Origin of the sequence: Branchiibius hedensis (assembly GCF_900108585.1) — a bacterium.
Classification (GTDB): domain Bacteria; phylum Actinomycetota; class Actinomycetes; order Actinomycetales; family Dermatophilaceae; genus Branchiibius; species Branchiibius hedensis.
On the sequence record NZ_UESZ01000001.1, the window covers coordinates 404,424 to 423,820 of the forward strand.

Genomic DNA, 19,397 nt, shown 5'->3' on the forward strand with positions numbered 1-19,397 from the left:
CGACCGGGTTTCGCTGCCAGCGCAGCGCGAGAACTGTGTCGCGAAGTACCGAAGCCGAGCGTATGGACCGGCTGGCCCAAGGCAAGAGCACCGTTCGGAACATGTGCGAAGGTCTCGTGAACCGATGCTCGGCGCCACTGGTCCGCTAGTCATGCCTTCCAGGGAAGGCGCCGGCGAAGTTCGTCGTGATTCGGTCGCATGCCGCGCACCTTCATCACCCGGACGGCACGAAGGCTCGGCAGCTCTAGTAAAGGGCCGTAGTCGAGGTCGTCGACGATCAGGGTGTGCAGCAGCAGCTCCTCAAGATGTCGCAGCTCGCGCATGAAACCGATGGTCGCGATATGCCCGTTGCGCGGCGTCATCCAGTCACCGCCAAGCTCGAGTTCACGAAGGCCGTGCAGGCTTACAAGCGGCGAGGGTTCTGCAATCGACCGGAATCCTTCCACGGCGAGCACCTCTAGCCTGTCGAGACCCATCAGCGGGCGCAGGTCCGTGACTGCTGAGGCGCCGCGAAGTTCGAGGCTGCGCAGCTGGGTCATCGCCGCGATCGGTCTCAGGTCCGCGTAGTCGCCCCACTTGACAGCGAGGCGGGTCAGCTGAGGTTGGCCTGAGAGAGCCGCGAAGACTCGCTTCGGTGTTCGAGTCGTGAACTCCAAGTCGACCAGGGGCATTGGCCCACCGAGGAGCTCGATCCACTCTTCAACGATCTTCTTGGCCCGCGCGGGCGTGTAGCGCGAACCGAGCTGGCTGCAGGCGACGACAATCGCCGGCTGCCCCTCGTACTCGGACGCCTCAATGAGAATCGGCACTTTGTCCCGCTTCATGCTGGCCAGGGTAGGTCGGTCTGGCTATGTCTTCAGGCTGCGCCGAGCCTGAAGCGCAGGGTGGAAGTAGAGTCCTTGCCGCGGCCAGCCACACCCGGGACAGCCAGCCCGGTTACATCGCCCAGCAGAGCACGCTCGGCCGGCCACTCGACCAATCGATCGAGAGAATCTTCACGCGACCGGGCCTGCTCGAAGCCTGTCGACAATGACTGCCACGGACGACTCGCGTCGCCAGCTTCCTCTGAACTTGCAGTCGTCATGGACGAATATTGGCACGCGGCGACGCGGCCACGCGGTGTCAATTCCACGAATTTTGGGTTGTGTATATCTGTTTTCGGGGTTCGTACACCAGTACAATCGGGGTATGTCCTTGACCGCTACAACTCCGACCTCGGTGACCCTGTCACCGGTGGGTGCGGACGCGTCGGTGGCGGAGTTGTTGGGCGCGGCGGCGGGGTTGTTGCAGGCCGCGTACGCCCGGGTGGCGGGTGACTATGCGGGGTTGTCCGAGGAAGACTTGATGGGCGACATTGTCGCCGCGCAGCACGTGCAGAACAGTGCCTGGGCGATCCAGTCCCACCGGTTGACGCAGGCGGCGGCGATCGAGCACCGCGATGACCCGAACCCCATCGAGGGCGCGTATCCGTTGCTGATCCACCGGGTGATCCGCCACGACCCGGGCTCGTTCGTGGATGAATGGTTCGCCCTGGAAACCGGAACCCGCCTGGGCTGGTCGGACCGGCACAGCAACACCCGCCTCGGTGAAGCCCTGGACACCCTTGAGCGGTGTCCGCGGTTGGTGGACCGGGTCGGGTCCGGGACCTTGGACCCGGGTAAAGCCTGCGCGGTCGCGCAGGTCACCACCGAAGCCCCCGACCACGTCGCCCGCCAAATCGAGGACCGGATCCTGGCCGACGACCCCGAAACGATGACGGCGGTGCGGTTGCGGGCGAAAGCGCGCCGGTTACGGGCCCGGCTGGACCCGGCCGGTGCTGACCGGGCCGCCCAGGCACGGCGCCGCTCACAGGTGGGGGTGTGGGTGTCCCCGCATCACGAACCCGGCCTGTCCCAGCTGACCGCGGTCCTACCCACCCTGGAAGCGGCGAAACTGATGGCGGCGGTCGATGAGTTGGCCCGGGAACTGCACCAGGTCACCACCACCGGTAAGACGTTGCCGCAGTGCCGGGTCGATGCCCTGACCGACCTGGTCTTGACCGGGGTCGGGGTAGACACCCAGCTGACATTCACCATCCCCGTCGCTGTGCCCGTCACCGCTCCTGAAACGGCACCGGCGCAGGAGTTGTTGTGTGAGGAACCGGACTGGGATGACCTGGTCGACGGGTTCGATGAGGCGTCAGTGGACTACGACTGGCACGAAGATGGCCTGACCCCGATCAACGGGCTCGATCAACTCGATGAAGAACTACGCGCCCTGATCGCCGAAGAACTCGAAGACCTCAACGCCGAAGCACGCGCACGCAGGGAGTCGGTCGGTCAGGACCCGCCCGACACCGGGCCACCAGACACGACGCCACCAGACACGACGCCACCACAGTCCGGGCCGCCCGAGGTGGACCCGATGATGTCGCCCCCGACAGGCCACGCCAGACACGTGGCTGGGATCGAGGACGTGTTCCTGCCTCGGGTCGGGATCATCCCCGCCGCCGTGATCACCGAGTTGACGCAAGTGTTGGGGGTGAAGCTGACTCGGGCGTTGACGGACGCGACCACCGGGACCGTGATCGAAACCGCGGACCGGTCGTACCGGCCCGGCGCCCGACTGGCCCGATTCGTGCGGGCCAGGGACCAGCACTGCCGGTTCCCCGGCTGCACCCGACCCGCCACCCTGTCCGACATCGACCACGTCATCCGCTACCCCGACGGCAACACCGCCGCGGACAACCTGCAATGCCTATGCCGACACCACCACCGCGCCAAACACGAAGGCGGCTGGCACGTCACCATGACGCCCGAGGGTGTCTGCACCTGGACCAGCCCCGCCGGCTACACCTACGAAACGAACCCCGGCAACTGAACAGCAGCCAGGGGTCTTGAGTCTGGTTACTCGTTGCTGGCGCGCGGGCGCTGGGGGACCGGTTGCGTGTCGCCCTCGTCGTACATGGCGTCGTCGTACCTCAGCGTCGGACCTGGCTCGGACGAGTCGACAGCGGACGAGTCGACAGCGGACGAGTCGGCGGCCGGGTCGACAGTGGACGTCGGATCGTCGTCGGTTGGCTGGCTCAGGATCGTCTCAGCCGCCGCCGCCGGACCGGCCGGACCCGACAGCGGGATCTCGACGGTCTCGTCCTCGGCGGGGTAATCGGCTGACTCGACCACCTCGATCTGGGTCGGATCCACTGGTTGTGCTGCCGCGTAGTCGCCGGCAACCACGCTCAGTCGCTGCCCCACTACCTCCGGCGGTAGCAGGCTCAGGTCGTCCTGCGTGGCCTCGTCGAGCCGGCGCAGAGCGGCCGTGCGCCGGTCGATCAGAGCCTGGTCCCCACTGTTGACGGCATCCATCAAAGCGGTGATGCGCTGCAGTTCGGCCACCAACTGGATTCGACGCTCGAGGTGCAGGTCAGCGCTGTCCGGTGTGTTCGCGGCGTACGTCTCCAACACGGTGTCGAAGGTGCGCGGGTCCGCCAGAGCCCACAACGGTGCGAAGTCCACCGCCGGGTCGCTCAGCGCCGCGTCTTCCCATCCGGTGATTGCCGCGACACCGTCTTCGTCGTAGAAGACGTGGGCCGCCTCCACCGGGCCATGGGTGACCCGGGTCGCGAACTTCCAGAGACTGACCTCCTCCAGTGCCCGCTCCCAGCGTGCGAGGAGGCCGGTTGGCACCAGGCCGGTCTCGGCCGCCCGGTCCAGCGCCGCCAGTCTGCGTGCCCGGTAGGCGTCCGCGTCGTACGACGGCAGACCGGCTTCGTCAATCAACCGCGGGTCAAGGCTGTGGATGTCGGCGATCGCCCGACCGACGGCACGCGCGTGCTGCGAGTCCGGTTCCAGATCCCGCCACAGCGCGGGCGCCCCCGGCAGGCGTGGAATGACCGCGACGAAACAACCGTCGTCGGTGGTCAGCGATCCTTCGATGTGCGGTACGGCGAACGGCAGCCGCCGGGCCAACAGCCGCAGCAGCTGGTCGGACTGCTCCATCGCAGCACCGGTGCCCGCCGAGAGGGCCACCCGCACCGTCCACTGCTTGTCGTCACGCCCGGTGACGTGCGCGGTCTGGAACGGATCGCCAGGACTATCGGGCGCGGCTGCGTATCCGACGGGCCGCAATCCAGGGACTGCGGCATCGGCGAGGGCGGCGAGGTGGCTGGCGGGACGAGGCACGCCCACCACGGTAGGCGCAGGCACCTCTATAACCTGGGAACGTGCCCGGGATGCCGCCGAAATTCGATCTGTTGCTCAACCGGCCCGGTGTCGACCGCCGGGCCAACGACCGCCGGGAAGTGGATCTGTTACCCCGCCTCCTGGCCGACCCGGACACCAACGTGCTCGACTGGTACGCCGGTCGGGCCCCTGTCCGCCCCGACGGCACCTTGGCCTTCCGGTCGCCCCGCAGTGCCGATCAGCAGGCCCTGTCGATCTTCCTCGGTGCCATGCACGACGGCCCGGCGTTGCTCGTCGTACATCCCGAACGCGCTGGCGACGATGTGCCGGTAGCCGATCTGCGCACGGTCGGTGAGACCCTGGACGACGAACAGCGCAGCATCCTGGCCACAGCCGCCGGGATCGCCAACTGGCATGCGACCCAGGGGTTCTGCCCCCAGGACGGGAGCCCCACGGTTCCCGTCGAGGCCGGCTGGGCACGTCAATGCGCCGCCGAAGAGCATCACCACTACCCCCGCACCGACCCAGCCGTGATCATGTCCGTCATCGACCCCGACGATCGCCTGCTGCTGGCGCAGGGCACCCGGTTCGGCACCCGTGAGGGGGAAATTCCGAGGATGTCGGTGCTGGCTGGTTTCGTAGAGCCCGGTGAATCCCTCGCTGCCGCCGTGGCGCGCGAGGTTCAGGAGGAGGTCGGCGTGAGCGTGCGCGATGCGCAGTACCTGGGCGATCAGCCGTGGCCGTTCCCGGCCTCGCTGATGATCGGTTACGTCGCCTACACCGACGCACCGGCGCTGGACACCGACCCGCACGAGATCGTCGCAGCGCGTTGGTTCACCCGCGACGAACTCACCGATGACCTGCGAGCCGAGCGCATCGGCGTACCCCCTCGGTTGTCCATCGCCCGGCACCTGATCGAGCACTGGTACGGCGGCCCCCTGCCTGTGGCGACCCGATGGTGAGCGCCGCCCTCAGCCCCGACGCCCTCCTGGCCGACCTGGACCCGGAGCAACGCGAGGTGGCCAGCCGCCCCCTGGGGGCCATGTGCGTGCTCGCCGGCGCGGGCACCGGCAAGACCCGCGCGATCACCCACCGCTTGGCGTACGGCGTGGCGGCGGGGGAGTTGCGCGCCGACAAGGTCCTCGCGTTGACCTTCACCGCGCGCGCCGCCGGCGAGATGCGCACCCGGCTGCGCGGACTAGGACTGCCCACCATGCAGGCCCGCACCTTCCACGCAGCGGCGCTGCGGCAGTTGCAGTACTTCTGGCCGCGGGTCGTCGGCGGCGCACCCCCGCAGGTGCTGTCGCACAAAGCCCCCGTGGTCGCCGAGGCCGCCTCCCGGGTGCGGCTGCAACTGGACCGCGTCGGGCTGCGGGACGCCGCAGCGGAGATCGAGTGGGGCAAGGTCAACATGCTGACCGCCGACGCCTACCCGGCCTCCGCAGCCCGCGCGGGCCGGCAGGTCGCCGACCTGGACGCGACCGCCATGGCCCGCCTGTGGCGCACCTACGAGGAGGTCAAGACCGAACGGGTCGCGATCGACTTCGAGGACGTCCTGCTGCTGATGAACGGCATCCTGGCCGAGCGCGAGGACGTCGCCCGCGAGGTGCACGACCAGTACCGCCACTTCGTCGTCGACGAGTACCAGGACGTCAACACCGTCCAGCAGGAGTTGCTGCACCAATGGCTCGGTGGCCGCGAGGACCTGTGCGTGGTCGGCGACCCCGCCCAGACGATCTACTCCTTCACGGGCGCCAGTCCACGGCACCTGCTGGAGTTCACCAAGCGCCACCCGGGCGCCGCCGTGGTGCGCCTCCAACGCAACTACCGCTCCACCCCACAGATCGTGACCCTGGCCAACCGGGTGATCGGCCGCGGGCAGGAGCACGTGGAGTTACACGCCCAGTCCAGCGACGGTCCGCTGCCGCGGCTGCTCACCTACCCCGACGACCCCGCCGAGGCTGCCGGCATCGCCCAGGAGATCAAAGGTCTTCTGGGGCAAGGAGTTCCGGCCAGCCAGATTGCGGTCCTCTACCGCATCAACGCCCAGAGCGAACCCATCGAGCAGGCGCTGAGCGACGCTGACATCCCCTTCCTGGTGCGCGGCGGCGAGCGCTTCTTCAACCGTGATGAGGTACGCCGCGCGCTGGTCCTGCTGCGCGGCGCCGTCCGCTCGGACAACCTCGAGCGACCGCTGCCGGAAGTCGTTCGTGACGCTCTCGCCGGAGCCGGCCTGACCACCGTGCGACCGACCGGTGGTGCCGCCCTCGAGCGGTGGCAGTCGTTGGACGCACTGGCCCAGTTGAGTGGCGACTTCATCGTCGAGCAACCCGAAGCACGGCTGCGCGAGTTCGTCGCCGAACTCGACCGGCGCGCGGGGAGCAGCACCCACCGACGGTGCAGGGCGTCACGCTCGCGTCGCTGCACGCCGCCAAGGGTCTGGAGTGGGATGCGGTCGTCATCGTCGGCTGCAGCGACGGCATGCTTCCGCTGTCGATGGCCGAGGGGCCGGAGGAGGTCGCCGAGGAGCGACGGCTGGCCTACGTCGGCGTGACCCGGGCACGGCGGCACCTGCTGCTCAGCTACGCCCTGGCCCGTAACCCCGGCGGTGCCCCCTCGCGGTCCCGCTCCCGGTTCCTCTACGGCACGGCCGGCGCTCTCGAGGGCGTCGCCGATCAACCCGTGCAACCGAAGGCCAAGGACCGCCCGCGCAAGGCCGGCGCCCGCGCCGCCACCCGCTGCCGATCGTGCGGAGCAGCGCTGACGGTGGCCGCCCAACGCAAGATCGGCCGATGTGCAGCGTGCCCGCCCACCTACGACGAAGCGCTGTTCGAGCGGCTGCGTAGCTGGCGTTCGTTGGCCGCAGACGGCAAACCGGCGTACATCGTCTTCACCGATGCCACGCTGATCGCGATAGCCCAGGACATGCCCGCCGACCTGGACTCCCTGGCCAAAATCAGCGGGGTGGGCGACCGCAAACTGCGGATGTACGGCGCGGCGGTGCTCGCCGTACTGGATGGGGACGATCCGGCCGAGGTGACCGAAAAGCACTCTGCTGCAACGGAATAGCCGTTTCAAGACGTGCCGCGAAAAATTCTTGAATAAATAAGTTGCCGCCTTCGCAGCGGTCGCACTACTCTCGACAAAGTCATCCGGGACGCGCACTATGCGCGCGACGGGCCGCAACCGAGAGTCGAAGGAGGGTCGAAACATGGAGATCAACAAGCTGATGACGCGCACGCACCGCGCTGCCGCGACGTCCCGCTATGCCCTGTCGACGACCCCTGAGTCCTTCCTCGATGGCAGCCGTAGCGGTGTCCCCGCGACCGGAGTGGTGCGTGTGCGTGACGAGGTGTGCGGCCGGTCCATCGCCGATGCCCCGTTCTTCACCACCCGTGTCATTCGTTCCGCGTCCGTGGAGCTGATCCTGACCTAAGTCCCAGGATCAGCCACCTCCAGGCCGCGGAACCCAGCCAGGGTCCGCGGCCTCTTTGTATGCCGTGACCACCGAACCGAACCAGGAACACACCCGATGTTCACGACAGATCCCCGAGCAACCACCGCCGCACCAGGCAGTGGCAGCAACACCGGCGCCCCGACCGGGGCACCGGCCGCGCAGGAGATGAAGGAGGTGGCCCCGATGACGTTGATCGACCTCATCGACCAGATTGCCCCCGCCGGCGACGACTCAGCGTTGCCGTGTCAGCAGCAGAACCCCGAACTGTGGTTCGCCGAGAGCCCGGCCGACGTCGAGCGTGCCAAGGCGATGTGCCTGCAGTGCCCGCTGCAGCAGGCCTGCCTCGCCGGAGCCATCGAGCGGGCCGAGCCGTGGGGCGTGTGGGGCGGAGAGCTGTTCGTCTCCGGCGCCATCGTCGCGCGCAAACGGCCCCGGGGCCGTCCGCGCAAGGACGCGGTCGCCGCCTGAATCAACAAGTAGCCATGACTTTCCAGGAGTTCCAGCATGTTTCAGCACTCGCAAGTCGAGATAGTCCGAGTCCGACAGTCGCGCAGCGGCCGCGGGGAGGTACCCCGTCGACCACCACGCGTCAGCCGTCGCCGTCGAGCGGCGCAACGGCCGTAGAAAACACGAGGTGCGAATCCGTCATGGGATTCGCACCTCGTGTTCTGTACTGCCTCAGACCGGTGGCAGGTCTGACCCCGGCAAGTAGTCGTTGATGATCTCGCGCACCGGCGCCACCCCGTTGATCTGGCACAGCACCGCGATGCCGCCCAGCCACGCCCGATGGATCAGCAGGTAGGCCGGCGGCAGATTCAACTTGATCCCCACTGAGAAGTTCGGACTGCGGGGGTCGTTGATCCGGTTGAAGACCGACCGCAGCCACTCGCGGTTGAACTGGAATGCGTTGTCCTGCAGCGGTTCCACGAAAACCGACAGATAGTCCAGCACCGCCTCCGGAGCGACGTCGATGCTCTCGCGCACGAACCCCTCCGCACGCAGACCGGCCAGCAGTTCGTCGGCGTCTGCGTCCACGGCAGCCGTCAGGAGATGACCCATCGCCGCCGGCATCCCCTCCGGCAGCCGGTTGACCGCGCCGAAATCCAGGACCCCGAGACGCCCGTCCGGCAACAACCGGAAATTGCCCGGGTGCGGATCGGCATGCAGCAGTCCAGCTCGTCCCGGCGCAGCAACCAAGAACTCCAGATAGAGCGAAGCCGCCAGATCCCGCTGCTCGTTCGTGCCCTCGGCGATGATCCGGGACAGCGGGATGCCCTCGATCCACTCGCTGACGATGACCCCCGGGGTGTCGGCGAGAACGTTCGGCACGGCGTACCACTCATCATCGGCGTACGCCGCGGCGAACTGCCGCTGCATCGTCGCCTCCAACGTGTAGTCCAGTTCCTCGCGCATCCGCTCCCGGATCTCCTCCAGCAGCGGTCGCAACTCCAACCCCGGTACCCAGGAGGTGGTCAGCCGCATCACCCGGGACAGTTGCGCGATGTCGCTCAGCAGCGCCTCACCCGCGCCGGGGTACTGGATCTTGACGGCGACCGGCCGGCCGTCCTTCCACACCGCGCGATGCACCTGCCCGATCGACGCGGCCGCGACCGGGGTGTCGTCGAAGTCGCGCAGATAGCTGCGCCAGCGGGACCCGAGCTGTTCGGTCAGTTGTTTGTGCACCAGCTTCACCGGCATCGCCGGGGCGGCATCCTGCAGTTTGGTCAGCGCGGTGCGGTAGGGCCCGACGAGTTCCTCCGGGAGCGCCGCTTCGAAGACGGACATCGACTGCCCGACCTTCATCGCGCCGCCCTTGAGGGTGCCCAGCACCTTGAAGATCTGGGCCGCGGTCTGCTCCTGGATCTGTGCGGTCACCGCCTCGGCCGACGCGCCGCCCACCCGCTTGCCAAGACCGATCGTCTGCCGTGCGCCGTACCCGATGGGCAAGGTGGCCAGACGCGCGGTCCGGCTCACCGAATTACGCGGGACACGAGCCATGCGCCCATTGTCACCCAGCTTCCCGCAGTTGCGTTGACGCGGGCTCCACCAAGGGTGGGGCGGCGCAACCACAGGCGGGGTGTCGCGGCCAGTGGTGATACAGCAGCCACGGTCCCGCATCCGACACCGAGACGCTGAGTCCCGCCGGAAAACCGGTGGGAGCAAGGACTGCGCGGATGATCAATGCCGCGGCGCCGCTGCCGATCGCCAGCAGGTCCGCCGGTAGTACGTCCGGCAGATTGCCCGGATCCGCCGCGCTCGCGGCGGCCACGATCTGCGGCCACGCCGGGTCACGATCCGTGCGGCGCAGGTCGACGCACCGCAAGCAGACCTCACCCGTCCCGGCGACCGGGCCAAGGTGCAGCCGCCGCGGACCGACGACAACAGGCAGATGAGGTACGCCGAGCCGTTGCCAGGGCCGGTACCGGTGCGGCGCGACCGCCCGCGATCCGAACAGAACCACCAGATCCGGGGCGGTGCTGGTGCTGCTGGCCAGGGCCGCGATCTGCCAGGGATCCCGCACGGTGGCGATCCCTACCGGCAGCACCTCACCGACCGCATCCGGCAGGCGGCCACCACCGTCCAACGCCACGACCTGTTGGCCGGTCGGGTCGTCCGCGGTCACTTCTCGCGTGGCGACCTCGAGAGCCTGCACCACCTGCGGCCAGCGTTGACCCACCGGTCGGGTGGTGTGGGCGGTTGACCATTGCGCGTGGGTGAGGGCGCCGAGCCGGCTCACGGCTTCGGCCTCAGCGCGGGTCAGACCCGTGACGTCGACCATCCGGGCGCCGCCGACCCCGAAACGCACGCCGCGGACCCCGTCCGGGTCGGTGATCAGGTCGGCCGGCAACTGCAGAGGGTGCTCCGAGGGCGGCGGTTGCGTCATAGCGGGACCCTGCCACGGGTGGCGGCGCACGGATGTCCGATGTCCACAGGGGCAGTGGCCGACCCGCGGTTATCCACACGATCGACATCGCGCCTCGCCGGCACGGGACCGCGACCCGTACGGTCAGCCTCATGGCGATCAGCGACCCGATCCGCGACGATGGACCCGTGAGTCCCGCGGCCCCCAAAACACCGGTGCAGGGCGAACTGCTGATGGTGTCCGGTCAGGTCGTCGAGGTACGCCGATCGGCCCGCCGCCGTCGAACCATCAACGGATACCGGGCAGACGGGCGCATCATCGTGCTGGTGCCCGCCGGCCTCAGCGGTCGCGCGGAGGCCCAGGCGGTGGCCGACATGGTGCAACGGGTGCAGACACCCCGCGGTCGCCGCCGCCGGGGCCGTCCCGACCAAGACCTGATGGAACGCTCAGCCGCGTTGTCCCGGAAATACCTGGCTGATCGGGCGCACCCGGAGTCGGTGCGCTGGGTCAGCAATCAACGCCGCCGATGGGGCTCCTGCACACCCTCAGAAGGCACCATCCGGCTTTCGAGCAGCCTGCAGGGTATGCCTGCCTACGTCGTGGACTCGGTGCTCCTGCACGAGTTGGCGCACCTGTTGCAGCCAGGGCATGGACGGGACTTCTGGGCGCTGTTGGCCGGGTACCCGGATCTCCTGCGCGCTCAGGCCTACCTGGACGGGGTGGAGTTCGGCAGTGCGCTGCGGATGGACGAGTCGGACGTGGACGCTGACGACCCCGGTGATGCCGAGGGGCTACCCGCCTGACCAGCGTGGCGGAGCTGATCGGCAACGGTCCGCATGGCCAGTGGTAGCGCCGGATCGGTCTGCTCGGGGAAATCGGCCAACGACCACCAGGCCACGGCGTCCGATTCGGACGACACGACCGGTTGCGAGCCGTGTGGCGCGATCGCGGCGTACCGCACGTCCAGGTGCTCGCGGCACCGCCCGAACGCATCCGCCAACGCGTGCCGGTCCAGGTGGGCTATCCCGGGCAGGATCCGCAGACCGGCGATCCCGGTCTCTTCGGTGGCTTCCCGCAGTGCCGCGGCTGGCAGGTCAACGTCTTCGGGCTCCAGATGCCCACCGGGTTGCAGCCACAGCTTGGCCTTGGTGTGCAGAACCAGCAGCACCGATCCCAGATCCGCCGAATAGACGAAGGTGCTCGTCGTCAGATGCACCGGCGGCCCGGACTTCCAGAGCCCGTCGCCATGCTGCTCCAGGTGGGCCAGGAACTGCGCACGCAGCTGCCGTTGCTCGATGGTGGCTGGCTCGTAGCTGCTCACGGCGGCCGTCGCCGATGCGTGCAGCGACGTCACGACGGTGTGTCGGGTGCCTGCGGGTCGTCTCCTTCTGCTTCCCACTCCGCGGTGCCCTGCGCCAGAAGGGCGTCCAGGGCATCGTCGACGGCATCGCGGGTCGGCGCCGCGCCACCGGTGCGCCGGGCGAGATAACCGGCCGGATCCGGCAGTTCGGCTGCTGTCGGCACGAAGTCCGGGTGCTTCCACGTCTCGTCCCGCCCGGCGGCGCCTTCGGCGTCCTCCACTGCGGTGAACAGCGCGGCCGCCTCGCGCATCAGTCGAGGCCGCAGTTGCAGGCCGACCAAGGAGGCAAAGACTCGCTCCGCGGGCCCGCCCGAGGCGCGCCGGCGGCGTACCGCCTCCGACAGCGCTGCGAGGTTCGGCAGGTGCGGTTGAACGGCTCGTTCGCTGACTTCGTCGACCCAGCCCTCGACCAGGGCCAGGAGCAGTTCGAGGTGCGCCAACGCGCCCTGTTGTGCCTCGCTGGGAGTGGGGGAGAACAGGGAGTCCTGCAGGACGCCCTGCAACTGGGCGGGATCGGTGGTGTCTGCCTCGCGCACCGCACGCTCAATGGCCTCGGTGTCGATGCTGATGTCACCGGCGTACTTCTGCACGGCGGCGATCAGCGCTGGACCAACCCAGCCGACCGACTGGAAAAGCCGCATGCGCGCGGCTTCGCGCACCGCAAGGTACAGGTGCACCTCACCGGCGTCTACGTGCAGACCTTCGGCGAAGGCAGAAACGTTGGCGGGCAGGATCATCACGGTGCCGTCCGGCACCAGGGGGAGTCCGACCTCGGTCCCCGTGACCAGGTCGCCGGCCAACGCACCGACCGCCTGACCGACCTGCATCCCGAACATCGCCGCGCTCATCCGGCCGACAATGGGTTCCATCTGGCCCATCACCATGCTCGGGTCCAGTCCCGCAGGCAGTCCGAGTTGCGACAGGTCCTCAGATCCGAAGGAGCGGAACTGCTCCTGCATCGCCGACCGGATGGCACCGGACACACCTTGCGCCACCGGTTCGACCAAACCGCGCCACGCCGGCATGGTCGTCTCGACCCATTCGGCGCGACTGGCCGCCGCCGCCGACCCGGAGACCGGGAAGTCGGTGACCTCATCGAGCCACAGGTTGGCGACCTGCACGACCTGCTCCACGTCCCGCTGGGTGCCCACCGTGACCGACGCGTCCCCCGCGGCGGACACCTGCTTGCGCGCAACGTCCGTGGCCAATTCGACGTTGAAACTGCCGTCGTCGGCCGAGCCGGACATCATCGCCTGGATCTGGGCACCGACCATCTGCATCATGGCGGGGTCAATGTTTTCCAGGCCCATCTGCTTGAGGGCATCGGCCATCTCGGGGTTCGCCCCGAAATCGCCGTTCATCAACGATCGCAGGACCTCAGCAAGGTCCGGCGGCTCCTCCGGGCCGGAGGGTTCAAGCGGGCTGTTGCTCACCGTGGCTCCATCCGTAATGTTCGCAAGTGCGAGAATCCGCTTCGGGATCAGTCACTATCTCTACTTAGATAACCACGCCGGCCGCTCCCGCGTTCCCAGGTGGGTGCGACGGTCTTGCGCTACGGGCGTAACCGGGCCGGTGCGATGACGAGGAGACACGCAAGGTGGAACCGAGGGTGCGGTTGGCGGCCATCAGTGCCGAGCCGATCGATGTGGGATCGGTCATTGAAGCGGTCGGCGATCCCCACGCCGGTGGAACCGGGGTTTTCGTAGGGCACGTGCGGGCCCAGGACGGTGGCCGCGACGTCTCCGGGTTGGCCTACGAGGCGCACCCGAGCGCAGCCGATGTCCTGGCCCAGGTGATCGAGGACGTGCTCACCGAGCCGATCATTGCGGCCGCCGCGGTCCACCGCACCGGGCAACTGGTCGTGGGCGACGTCGCCGTGGTGGTCGCCGTGAGCAGCGCGCACCGAGGTGACGCTTTGAGTGTTTGCACAGCGTTGATCGACACGATCAAGACGCAGGTGCCGATCTGGAAACGGCAGGCCTTCGACGACGGCGAGACGGAATGGGTGGGTTTGTGACCGACGATCCGGGGCAGCAGCCCACCGCTCCCGACACCGCGGCGTGGCCCGATCTGCAGACCAGCCCGCCCGCGCCCGCCCCGCGACGCACGGTGACCAAACGCACCTGGGCCCTGCTGATCGTCAGCGCGCTGATCGTCGTCGGCCTGTCCCTGGCGAGTCTGATCAAAGTGCCGGTCGCGATCCTGCGACCCGGCCCGGCGACCAACACCCTGGGCACGATCGACGGCAAATCGGTGATCAGCATCGAAGGCGCCACCACCTATCCCACCGACGGGCAACTACTTTTCACCACGGTCTCCCTGGCCGGGGGACCGCAGTACCCGGTCTCCGCGATCGAATGGGCCTGGACCAAACTCACCGACCGAAACGCCCAGTTCTACCCGGAGTCGGCCTTCTTCCAGGAAGGTCAGACCGCCGATGAGGTGCAGCAGGAGAGCACCGCCGAGATGACCGGGTCGCAGGAGATCGCCCAGACCGTGGCGCTGCGGGCGGCCGGCTTCACCGTCGGCGAGAAGATCGAGGTCGCGGCGGTGTCCTCGGATGCACCGTCCGGCAAGGTCTTCCACGTCGGTGACATCCTGCTCACGATCAACGGCAAGACGATCGACCGCATCGACGACCCCATCAACGCACTCGACGACGTGAAAGCGGGGACCGAGGTGCCCGTCACCGTCGAACGCGGCGGCGCCCGGGTCAGCTTCGAGGCGAAAACCGGTGCCCGGCCGGACAACGGCAAGGCCTACCTGGGCATCGTGCCCAACCCGAAGTACACCTTCCCGGTGAAGGTCACGGTCAACGCCGGAGACGTCGGCGGGCCCTCCGCGGGCACGATGTTCTCCTTGGCCATCTACGACAAGCTCACCTCTGGATCGTTGACCGGCGGCAAGAGCATCGCCGGCACCGGGACGATCAGTGAGGACGGGACGGTCGGCCCGATCGGCGGCGTACGACAGAAGATGATCGGTGCCCGCGACGCCGGTGCGACCTATTTCCTCGCCCCGGAGTCCGACTGCGGCGAGGTCGTCGGCCACGTGCCATCCGGACTGACCGTGGTCAAGATCGCCACGTTCGATGAGGCCAAGTCCGATGTCCAGAAGATCGCGGCCGGTCAGTCCCAGGGCCTGCCGACGTGTACGGCGTCCTGAGCTTTCAGTCCAGCGTCGCCTGAAGCGCGGCCACCAGACCCGGCGCGATGTCCTGCCCGATGGCGACTTTGTCGTCGCTGTCGTGGTCGCGTTGCCGCAACAGGCACACCGACTGCCCCGAGCGCAGCACCGCGGCCGTCAGGCGGACATCACGGCGGTCCGGGTGCGCGGCCAGCGCGGCCGCCGCCTTCGCCGGATCCGACGGCAAGCCGGTCTCTGCTTCCGGCGGGACGACCAGCCGCTCGACGACCAGGGCAACGCCCTCGACCTCCTCTGGCCAGGTCATCCGGCGTAGCAGCGATTCGATGTTGGCGGTCGGCGCCAACGTCTCCTGCTCGATGGTGCTGTACGCCGCGGGGTCGGCGCCCACCAACTGGGCCGCCAGCGCCGGCTCCCGGGCCAACAATCCTGCGTTGCTTGCGATCGCGAAAAGGCGCGGCGGCTGATCCCAACCGGACCGCGCGACGTACCGCTCGGTGTCGACGGCGCACACGGTCAGCGGATCGAGGGCGGCGCGCATGACCTCAGCGGCGTCCTGGGACTCACTCACGACGATGCCTCACGAGCACGATTGTGCCGTAGCCCGCAGGGCGCTCTGTGCGGGCACCGCCGCGGATCCATAGCGCGGCAGGTTAGTTTGTAGGCCCCATGCCCGACTGAGCACGGCAGGAGATCGAACCCGCGTGAGCGCAGACGACGACTTCGACGAGGCCGACCAACCGACCCGTCGGGCGCCCGTGATGCGGCGCTCCCGCCTGATCTGGGTCTGGATCCTTGCTGCGCTGCTGGTGCTGGTCGTCCTGCTCAATGTGTGGTCGAACCTGTGGACCGACAAGTTGTGGTTCGACAGCGTGGGCTACTCCTCCGTCTTCCGCACGGAGTTGACCACGAAGATCCTGCTGTTCCTGCTGGGCGGGTTGATCACCGGCGGCCTGATCTACGGCAGTCAACTTCTGGCCTACCGGCGCCGCCCGATCTACGCGCCCAGCACGCCGGAACTGGAGTCGATGGATCGGTACCGGGAGTTGTTGGAGCCGTTCCGCAAGGCCTCCTTCATCGCCGTACCCGCCTTCTTCGGGCTGTTCGCCGGCTCGATCGCCAGCGCCCAGTGGCAGACCGCGTTGCTGTGGTTGAACCGCACCCCGTTCGGTCAGACCGACCCGCAGTTCCACAAGGATCTCGGCTTCTTCGTCTTCACCCTGCCCTGGCTGGAGTTCCTGGTCTCGTTCTTCACGCTGGCGCTGATCCTGTCGCTGATCGCGGCGCTGGTGACGCACTACATCTACGGCGGCATCTCGGTCGGAGCCGGCGGCGTGCACGTGTCACCGATGGCCCGCATCCAACTCGGGGTGCTGTTCGCGGTCCTGATCCTGATCCGCGGCATCGCCTATTGGCTGGCGCGCTACTCCCAGACGACCGCGGACACCCGCAAGTTCACCGGTATGGACTACACCGGCGAGCACGCCGTGCTGCCGACCAAAGCCATCCTCGCCTTCGCCTGCCTGTTGTGCGCGGCGCTGTTCATCGCCGCCATCTGGACCCGGACCTGGCGACTGCCGGCGGTTGCGCTGGGGATGCTGGTCGTGGTCGCGGTCGGCCTGGGCGGGATCTACCCCGCGCTGATGGACAGCTTCCGGGTGCAGCCGAACGCGCAGACCTTGCAGAGCCGGTACATCACCCAGAACATGGCAGCGACCCGCGCGGCCTACGGTCTGACCGACGTCACCACCACCCAGTACAACCCGGTGCAGACCACCCGCTCGGGCCAGCTCAGCAAGGACTCGGCGACCGTCGGCAATATCCGATTGATGGATCCGAGTGTCGTATCGCCGACCTTCCAGCAGTTGCAGGGCAGCCTGAACTACTACCAGTTCCAGGACTCGCTCGACGTTGACCGCTACCAAGTGGATGGTCAGAACCAGGACACGGTGGTCGGCGTACGCGAATTGGATCTGTCGAAGGTGCCCGCGGGACAGCGCAACTGGGTCAACGAGCACACGGTCTACACCCACGGGTACGGCGTGGTGGCGGCCAAGGGCAACTCCCAGACCGTCAACGGTGAGCCGGAGTTCATCGAGCAGGACATGCCCTCGACCGGTGCCCTGAGCCCCTACGAGCCCCGGGTCTACTTCGGCGAGTCGTCACCGCAGTACTCCATCGTCAGCTCCACCGGCAACCGCGAACTGGACTACCCGACCGACGGAACGGGCAGCGGGGAGCAGCGCACGTCGTACAAAGGCTCGGGCGGCGTTGACATCGGCAACCCGATCAACCGGTTCGCCTACGCACTGAAGTACCGCGAGATCAACCTGCTGCTCACCGACGCGATCGGTTCCACGTCCAAACTGCTGGACAACCGCAACCCGGTCGACCGGGTCAAGAAGGTGGCGCCGTGGCTGACGGTTGACGGCGACCCGTACCCCGTGGTGGTCGACGGTCACGTCAAATGGATCATCGACGGGTACACCACCACCGCGCGGTACCCGAACTCGGAGATGACCTCGCTGGGTGATGCGACCAGTGACTCGGTGACGGCGACGTCGAGCAACGTGCGCAGCATCAACGCCGGCCAGGTCAACTACATCCGCAACTCGGTGAAGGCGACCGTCGATGCCTACGACGGCTCGATCACGCTCTACGCGTGGGATGACTCCGACCCGATCCTGAAGACCTGGAGCAAGGCGTTCGGTGGCACGGTCAAGCCGCTGTCGGCGATCTCCGGCTCGCTGATGGCCCACATGCGCTACCCCGAGGACCTGTTCAAGGTGCAGCGCGAATTGATGGCGAAGTACCACGTGTCGACCGCCTCTGACTTCTTCTCCGGCGGTGACTTCTGGTCGGTGCCGGACGACCCGACGCAGGGCTCGACCAACGCCCAGCAACCGCCGTACTACCTGTCGATGGCGATGCCCGGGGAGAGCGCGCCGACGTTCTCGTTGACCACGAACTTCGTGCCAGTGGGCGACACCAAAAACAACCTGACGGCGTTCATGGCGGTCGATGCGAACGCGGGATCCACTGCGGGACATAAGAGTTCGACGTACGGGCAGTTCAAGGTCCTGAAGATGCCGAGCAACGCGACGGTCACGGGGCCGCAGAACTTCCAGAACGAGCTGCGAAGTTCCTCGGCCTACTCGGCCTCCTACAAGCAGACGTTGTCGCAGTTCATCACCTCCAACACCCAGTCCAGCGCCTCGATCGTGCAGGGCAACCTGTTGACAGTGCCCGTAGGCGGTGGGGTGCTCTACGTGGAGCCGCTGTACGTGAAGTCCACCTCGTCCACGCCGTACCCGCTGCTGCGTGCGGTCGTGGTGGGGTTCGGCAAGAAGGTGGCGTGGGGTGCGACGCTGCAGGAAGCGTTGAACACCCTCTTCGGCGGGTCGTCCGGCGCGACGGCAGGGGATGCGGCGATTGCCACCGACTCGACGGGTTCGACGTCATCCGGCTCCGGGGAGGACGGTTCCGGCTCCACCTCGACGACGACGCCCACGCCGACGCCCACTCCCACGACGTCCGGATCGAATCCGCCGGCGACCGGCAACCGCACGCTGCCGCAAGTGATCGCCGAGATCCAGCAGGCCTACGACCAGTCCGAGGCGGCGTTGAAGGCCGGCGACTGGACGGCGTACGGCGCGGCGCAGGAGAAGCTGAAGACCCTGATCGCCGAGGCGGAGAAGCTGAGCACCTCGTCCGCGGCACCGTCGAAGTAACCGCGGCGGCCGGTTCGATTTGGTGGGCGCTGCCCGGCTGACGTATGGTTACGGAGCCGACGCGGGGTGGAGCAGCTCGGTAGCTCGCCGGGCTCATAACCCGGAGGTCGCAGGTTCAAATCCTGCCCCCGCTACTACGAGAAGCCCCCTGACCAGCAGAAATGCTGATCAGGGGGCTTTTCTGTGCCTAGCTGTCCTGCTGGGCGAGTGCGCTGACTGCGTCGTGGTCGCCCATTCGGCGGGGGGTGCGCGGCCAGGACCAGGCGTATCGCACGATGAGCGCGAGCAGGATCAGTTCGAGGACGACACCCAGGCCGTAGAAGTATCGCCACGACTCGCCGATCACGTTGAATGCGGTCACCGGGGTGTAGAGCCCGGCGACGACAAGATTGGCGATCCGGTTCGACCGCGCGGGCAACGTCGTCGACAGCGGGATCATCAGAATCGGGATGGCCACGAGCGTCAGCGCCGTGATCGAGAAGGTCTGTGACAGCCCGAACTCGAACACTTTCCCGGCCAGGATGTCTTCGACGACGCCGGGAGTGAAGAAGTTGAGGATGTCCACGTAGGCGTACAGGAACATGAAAGCCGTCCATGCGGCGGCGAGTCTGAGTTTCGTTGGTACCACGTGATCGACCAAGGTCGTGCTGGTGTGAGGTGTCTGCATCGGGGACTCCGTTGT

The 19,397-nt window shown here is 67.7% G+C and carries 16 protein-coding genes, 1 tRNA gene and 1 pseudogene; 10 read left to right on the forward strand and 8 right to left on the reverse strand.

Translation table 11 applies throughout. The features are described from left to right. Positions 1-149: 149 nt before the first annotated feature. Positions 150-824, reverse strand: coding sequence for a hypothetical protein (locus DR843_RS02115; protein ID WP_109683887.1), 675 nt, complete (start codon positions 822-824; stop codon positions 150-152). Positions 825-1,188: 364 nt separating this feature from the next. On the opposite strand from DR843_RS02115, the gene DR843_RS02120 reads away from it, so the two are divergent. Then, complete coding sequence (locus DR843_RS02120) at positions 1,189-2,859, forward strand: HNH endonuclease signature motif containing protein (protein WP_170119719.1); 1,671 nt, start codon at positions 1,189-1,191, stop codon at positions 2,857-2,859. Positions 2,860-2,885: 26 nt separating this feature from the next. Here DR843_RS02120 and DR843_RS02125 read toward each other — a convergent pair whose 3' ends face one another. Then, positions 2,886-4,160, reverse strand: a complete 1,275-nt coding sequence (locus DR843_RS02125) for a phosphotransferase (protein ID WP_170119720.1) — start codon at positions 4,158-4,160, stop codon at positions 2,886-2,888. A 50-nt stretch (positions 4,161-4,210) separates the two neighbouring features. Here DR843_RS02125 and nudC point away from each other — a divergent pair, with 50 nt between their 5' ends. The 4 genes and pseudogenes from nudC (at position 4,211) to DR843_RS02145 (ending at position 8,085) form a co-directional block, all read left to right on the forward strand. Then, a complete protein-coding gene (gene nudC / locus DR843_RS02130; protein WP_109683890.1) occupies positions 4,211-5,122 on the forward strand; it encodes an NAD(+) diphosphatase in 912 nt (303 codons plus the stop codon). Then, positions 5,116-7,229 (forward strand): annotated as a pseudogene (locus DR843_RS02135) (ATP-dependent DNA helicase UvrD2). The gene nudC and the pseudogene DR843_RS02135 overlap by 7 nt, the downstream one beginning before the upstream one ends. Before the next feature lie 142 nt (positions 7,230-7,371). Further along, on the forward strand, positions 7,372-7,596 hold the full coding sequence (locus DR843_RS02140) for a hypothetical protein (protein ID WP_109683891.1): 225 nt from the start codon (positions 7,372-7,374) through the stop codon (positions 7,594-7,596). A 96-nt stretch (positions 7,597-7,692) separates the two neighbouring features. Then, complete coding sequence (locus tag DR843_RS02145; RefSeq protein ID WP_425451535.1) at positions 7,693-8,085, forward strand: WhiB family transcriptional regulator; 393 nt, start codon at positions 7,693-7,695, stop codon at positions 8,083-8,085. 210 nt (positions 8,086-8,295) lie between these two features. Here the strand turns inward: DR843_RS02145 and DR843_RS02150 are convergent, their stop codons facing one another. Both DR843_RS02150 and DR843_RS02155 read right to left on the reverse strand, forming a co-directional pair. After that, entirely contained in the window at positions 8,296-9,615 is a 1,320-nt protein-coding gene (locus tag DR843_RS02150; RefSeq protein ID WP_109683892.1) for an ABC1 kinase family protein, read from the reverse strand. A 10-nt stretch (positions 9,616-9,625) separates the two neighbouring features. Next, positions 9,626-10,501 (reverse strand): hypothetical protein, encoded by an 876-nt coding sequence (locus DR843_RS02155; RefSeq protein WP_109683893.1) that lies wholly within the window; start codon positions 10,499-10,501, stop codon positions 9,626-9,628. 131 nt (positions 10,502-10,632) lie between these two features. Between DR843_RS02155 and DR843_RS02160 the strand changes: the two genes are divergently transcribed. Beyond that, positions 10,633-11,283, forward strand: coding sequence for a M48 metallopeptidase family protein (locus DR843_RS02160; protein WP_211310168.1), 651 nt, complete (start codon positions 10,633-10,635; stop codon positions 11,281-11,283). Here DR843_RS02160 and DR843_RS02165 read toward each other — a convergent pair. After that, complete coding sequence (locus DR843_RS02165) at positions 11,187-11,834, reverse strand: NUDIX hydrolase (RefSeq protein WP_109683894.1); 648 nt, start codon at positions 11,832-11,834, stop codon at positions 11,187-11,189. The two genes, DR843_RS02160 and DR843_RS02165, sit on opposite strands and share 97 nt — an antisense overlap. Next, a complete protein-coding gene (locus tag DR843_RS02170) occupies positions 11,831-13,273 on the reverse strand; it encodes a zinc-dependent metalloprotease (RefSeq protein WP_109683895.1) in 1,443 nt (480 codons plus the stop codon). The genes DR843_RS02165 and DR843_RS02170 overlap by 4 nt, the downstream gene beginning before the upstream one ends. A gap of 176 nt (positions 13,274-13,449) precedes the next feature. Between DR843_RS02170 and DR843_RS02175 the strand changes: the two genes are divergently transcribed. Continuing rightward, entirely contained in the window at positions 13,450-13,857 is a 408-nt protein-coding gene (locus tag DR843_RS02175; protein WP_245933945.1) for a molybdenum cofactor biosynthesis protein MoaE, read from the forward strand. Further along, complete coding sequence (locus DR843_RS02180; protein ID WP_170119721.1) at positions 13,854-15,005, forward strand: YlbL family protein; 1,152 nt, start codon at positions 13,854-13,856, stop codon at positions 15,003-15,005. Before DR843_RS02175 ends, DR843_RS02180 begins: the two co-directional genes overlap by 4 nt. A gap of 4 nt (positions 15,006-15,009) precedes the next feature. On the opposite strand, the gene DR843_RS02185 is transcribed toward DR843_RS02180, so the two are convergent. After that, positions 15,010-15,555 (reverse strand): PPA1309 family protein, encoded by a 546-nt coding sequence (locus DR843_RS02185; protein ID WP_425451536.1) that lies wholly within the window; start codon positions 15,553-15,555, stop codon positions 15,010-15,012. Positions 15,556-15,688: 133 nt separating this feature from the next. Here DR843_RS02185 and DR843_RS02190 point away from each other — a divergent pair, with 133 nt between their 5' ends. Then, positions 15,689-18,715: a UPF0182 family membrane protein gene (locus tag DR843_RS02190; RefSeq protein ID WP_245933946.1), complete on the forward strand. Its 3,027-nt coding sequence runs from the start codon at positions 15,689-15,691 to the stop codon at positions 18,713-18,715. A gap of 60 nt (positions 18,716-18,775) precedes the next feature. Further along, positions 18,776-18,849 (forward strand) — tRNA-Met (locus tag DR843_RS02195). A gap of 53 nt (positions 18,850-18,902) precedes the next feature. On the opposite strand, the gene DR843_RS02200 is transcribed toward DR843_RS02195, so the two are convergent. Then, the gene (locus DR843_RS02200; RefSeq protein WP_109683898.1) at positions 18,903-19,382 is read right to left on the reverse strand and encodes a DUF6326 family protein; all 480 of its coding nucleotides are present in this window, start codon (positions 19,380-19,382) and stop codon (positions 18,903-18,905) included. Positions 19,383-19,397: the final 15 nt, after the last annotated feature.

Bases quoted from the DNA above. Each gene is read 5' to 3' on its own strand.
- DR843_RS02145 (WP_425451535.1), top strand. From the start codon at position 7,693: ATGTTCACGACAGATCCCCGAGCAACCACCGCCGCACCAGGCAGTGGC.
- DR843_RS02140 (WP_109683891.1), top strand. From the start codon at position 7,372: ATGGAGATCAACAAGCTGATGACGCGCACGCACCGCGCTGCCGCGACG.
- nudC (WP_109683890.1), top strand. From the start codon at position 4,211: ATGCCGCCGAAATTCGATCTGTTGCTCAACCGGCCCGGTGTCGACCGC.
- DR843_RS02115 (WP_109683887.1), bottom strand. From the start codon at position 824: ATGAAGCGGGACAAAGTGCCGATTCTCATTGAGGCGTCCGAGTACGAG.
- DR843_RS02200 (WP_109683898.1), bottom strand. From the start codon at position 19,382: ATGCAGACACCTCACACCAGCACGACCTTGGTCGATCACGTGGTACCA.
- DR843_RS02160 (WP_211310168.1), top strand. From the start codon at position 10,633: ATGGCGATCAGCGACCCGATCCGCGACGATGGACCCGTGAGTCCCGCG.
- DR843_RS02120 (WP_170119719.1), top strand. From the start codon at position 1,189: ATGTCCTTGACCGCTACAACTCCGACCTCGGTGACCCTGTCACCGGTG.
- DR843_RS02155 (WP_109683893.1), bottom strand. From the start codon at position 10,501: ATGACGCAACCGCCGCCCTCGGAGCACCCTCTGCAGTTGCCGGCCGAC.
- DR843_RS02150 (WP_109683892.1), bottom strand. From the start codon at position 9,615: ATGGCTCGTGTCCCGCGTAATTCGGTGAGCCGGACCGCGCGTCTGGCC.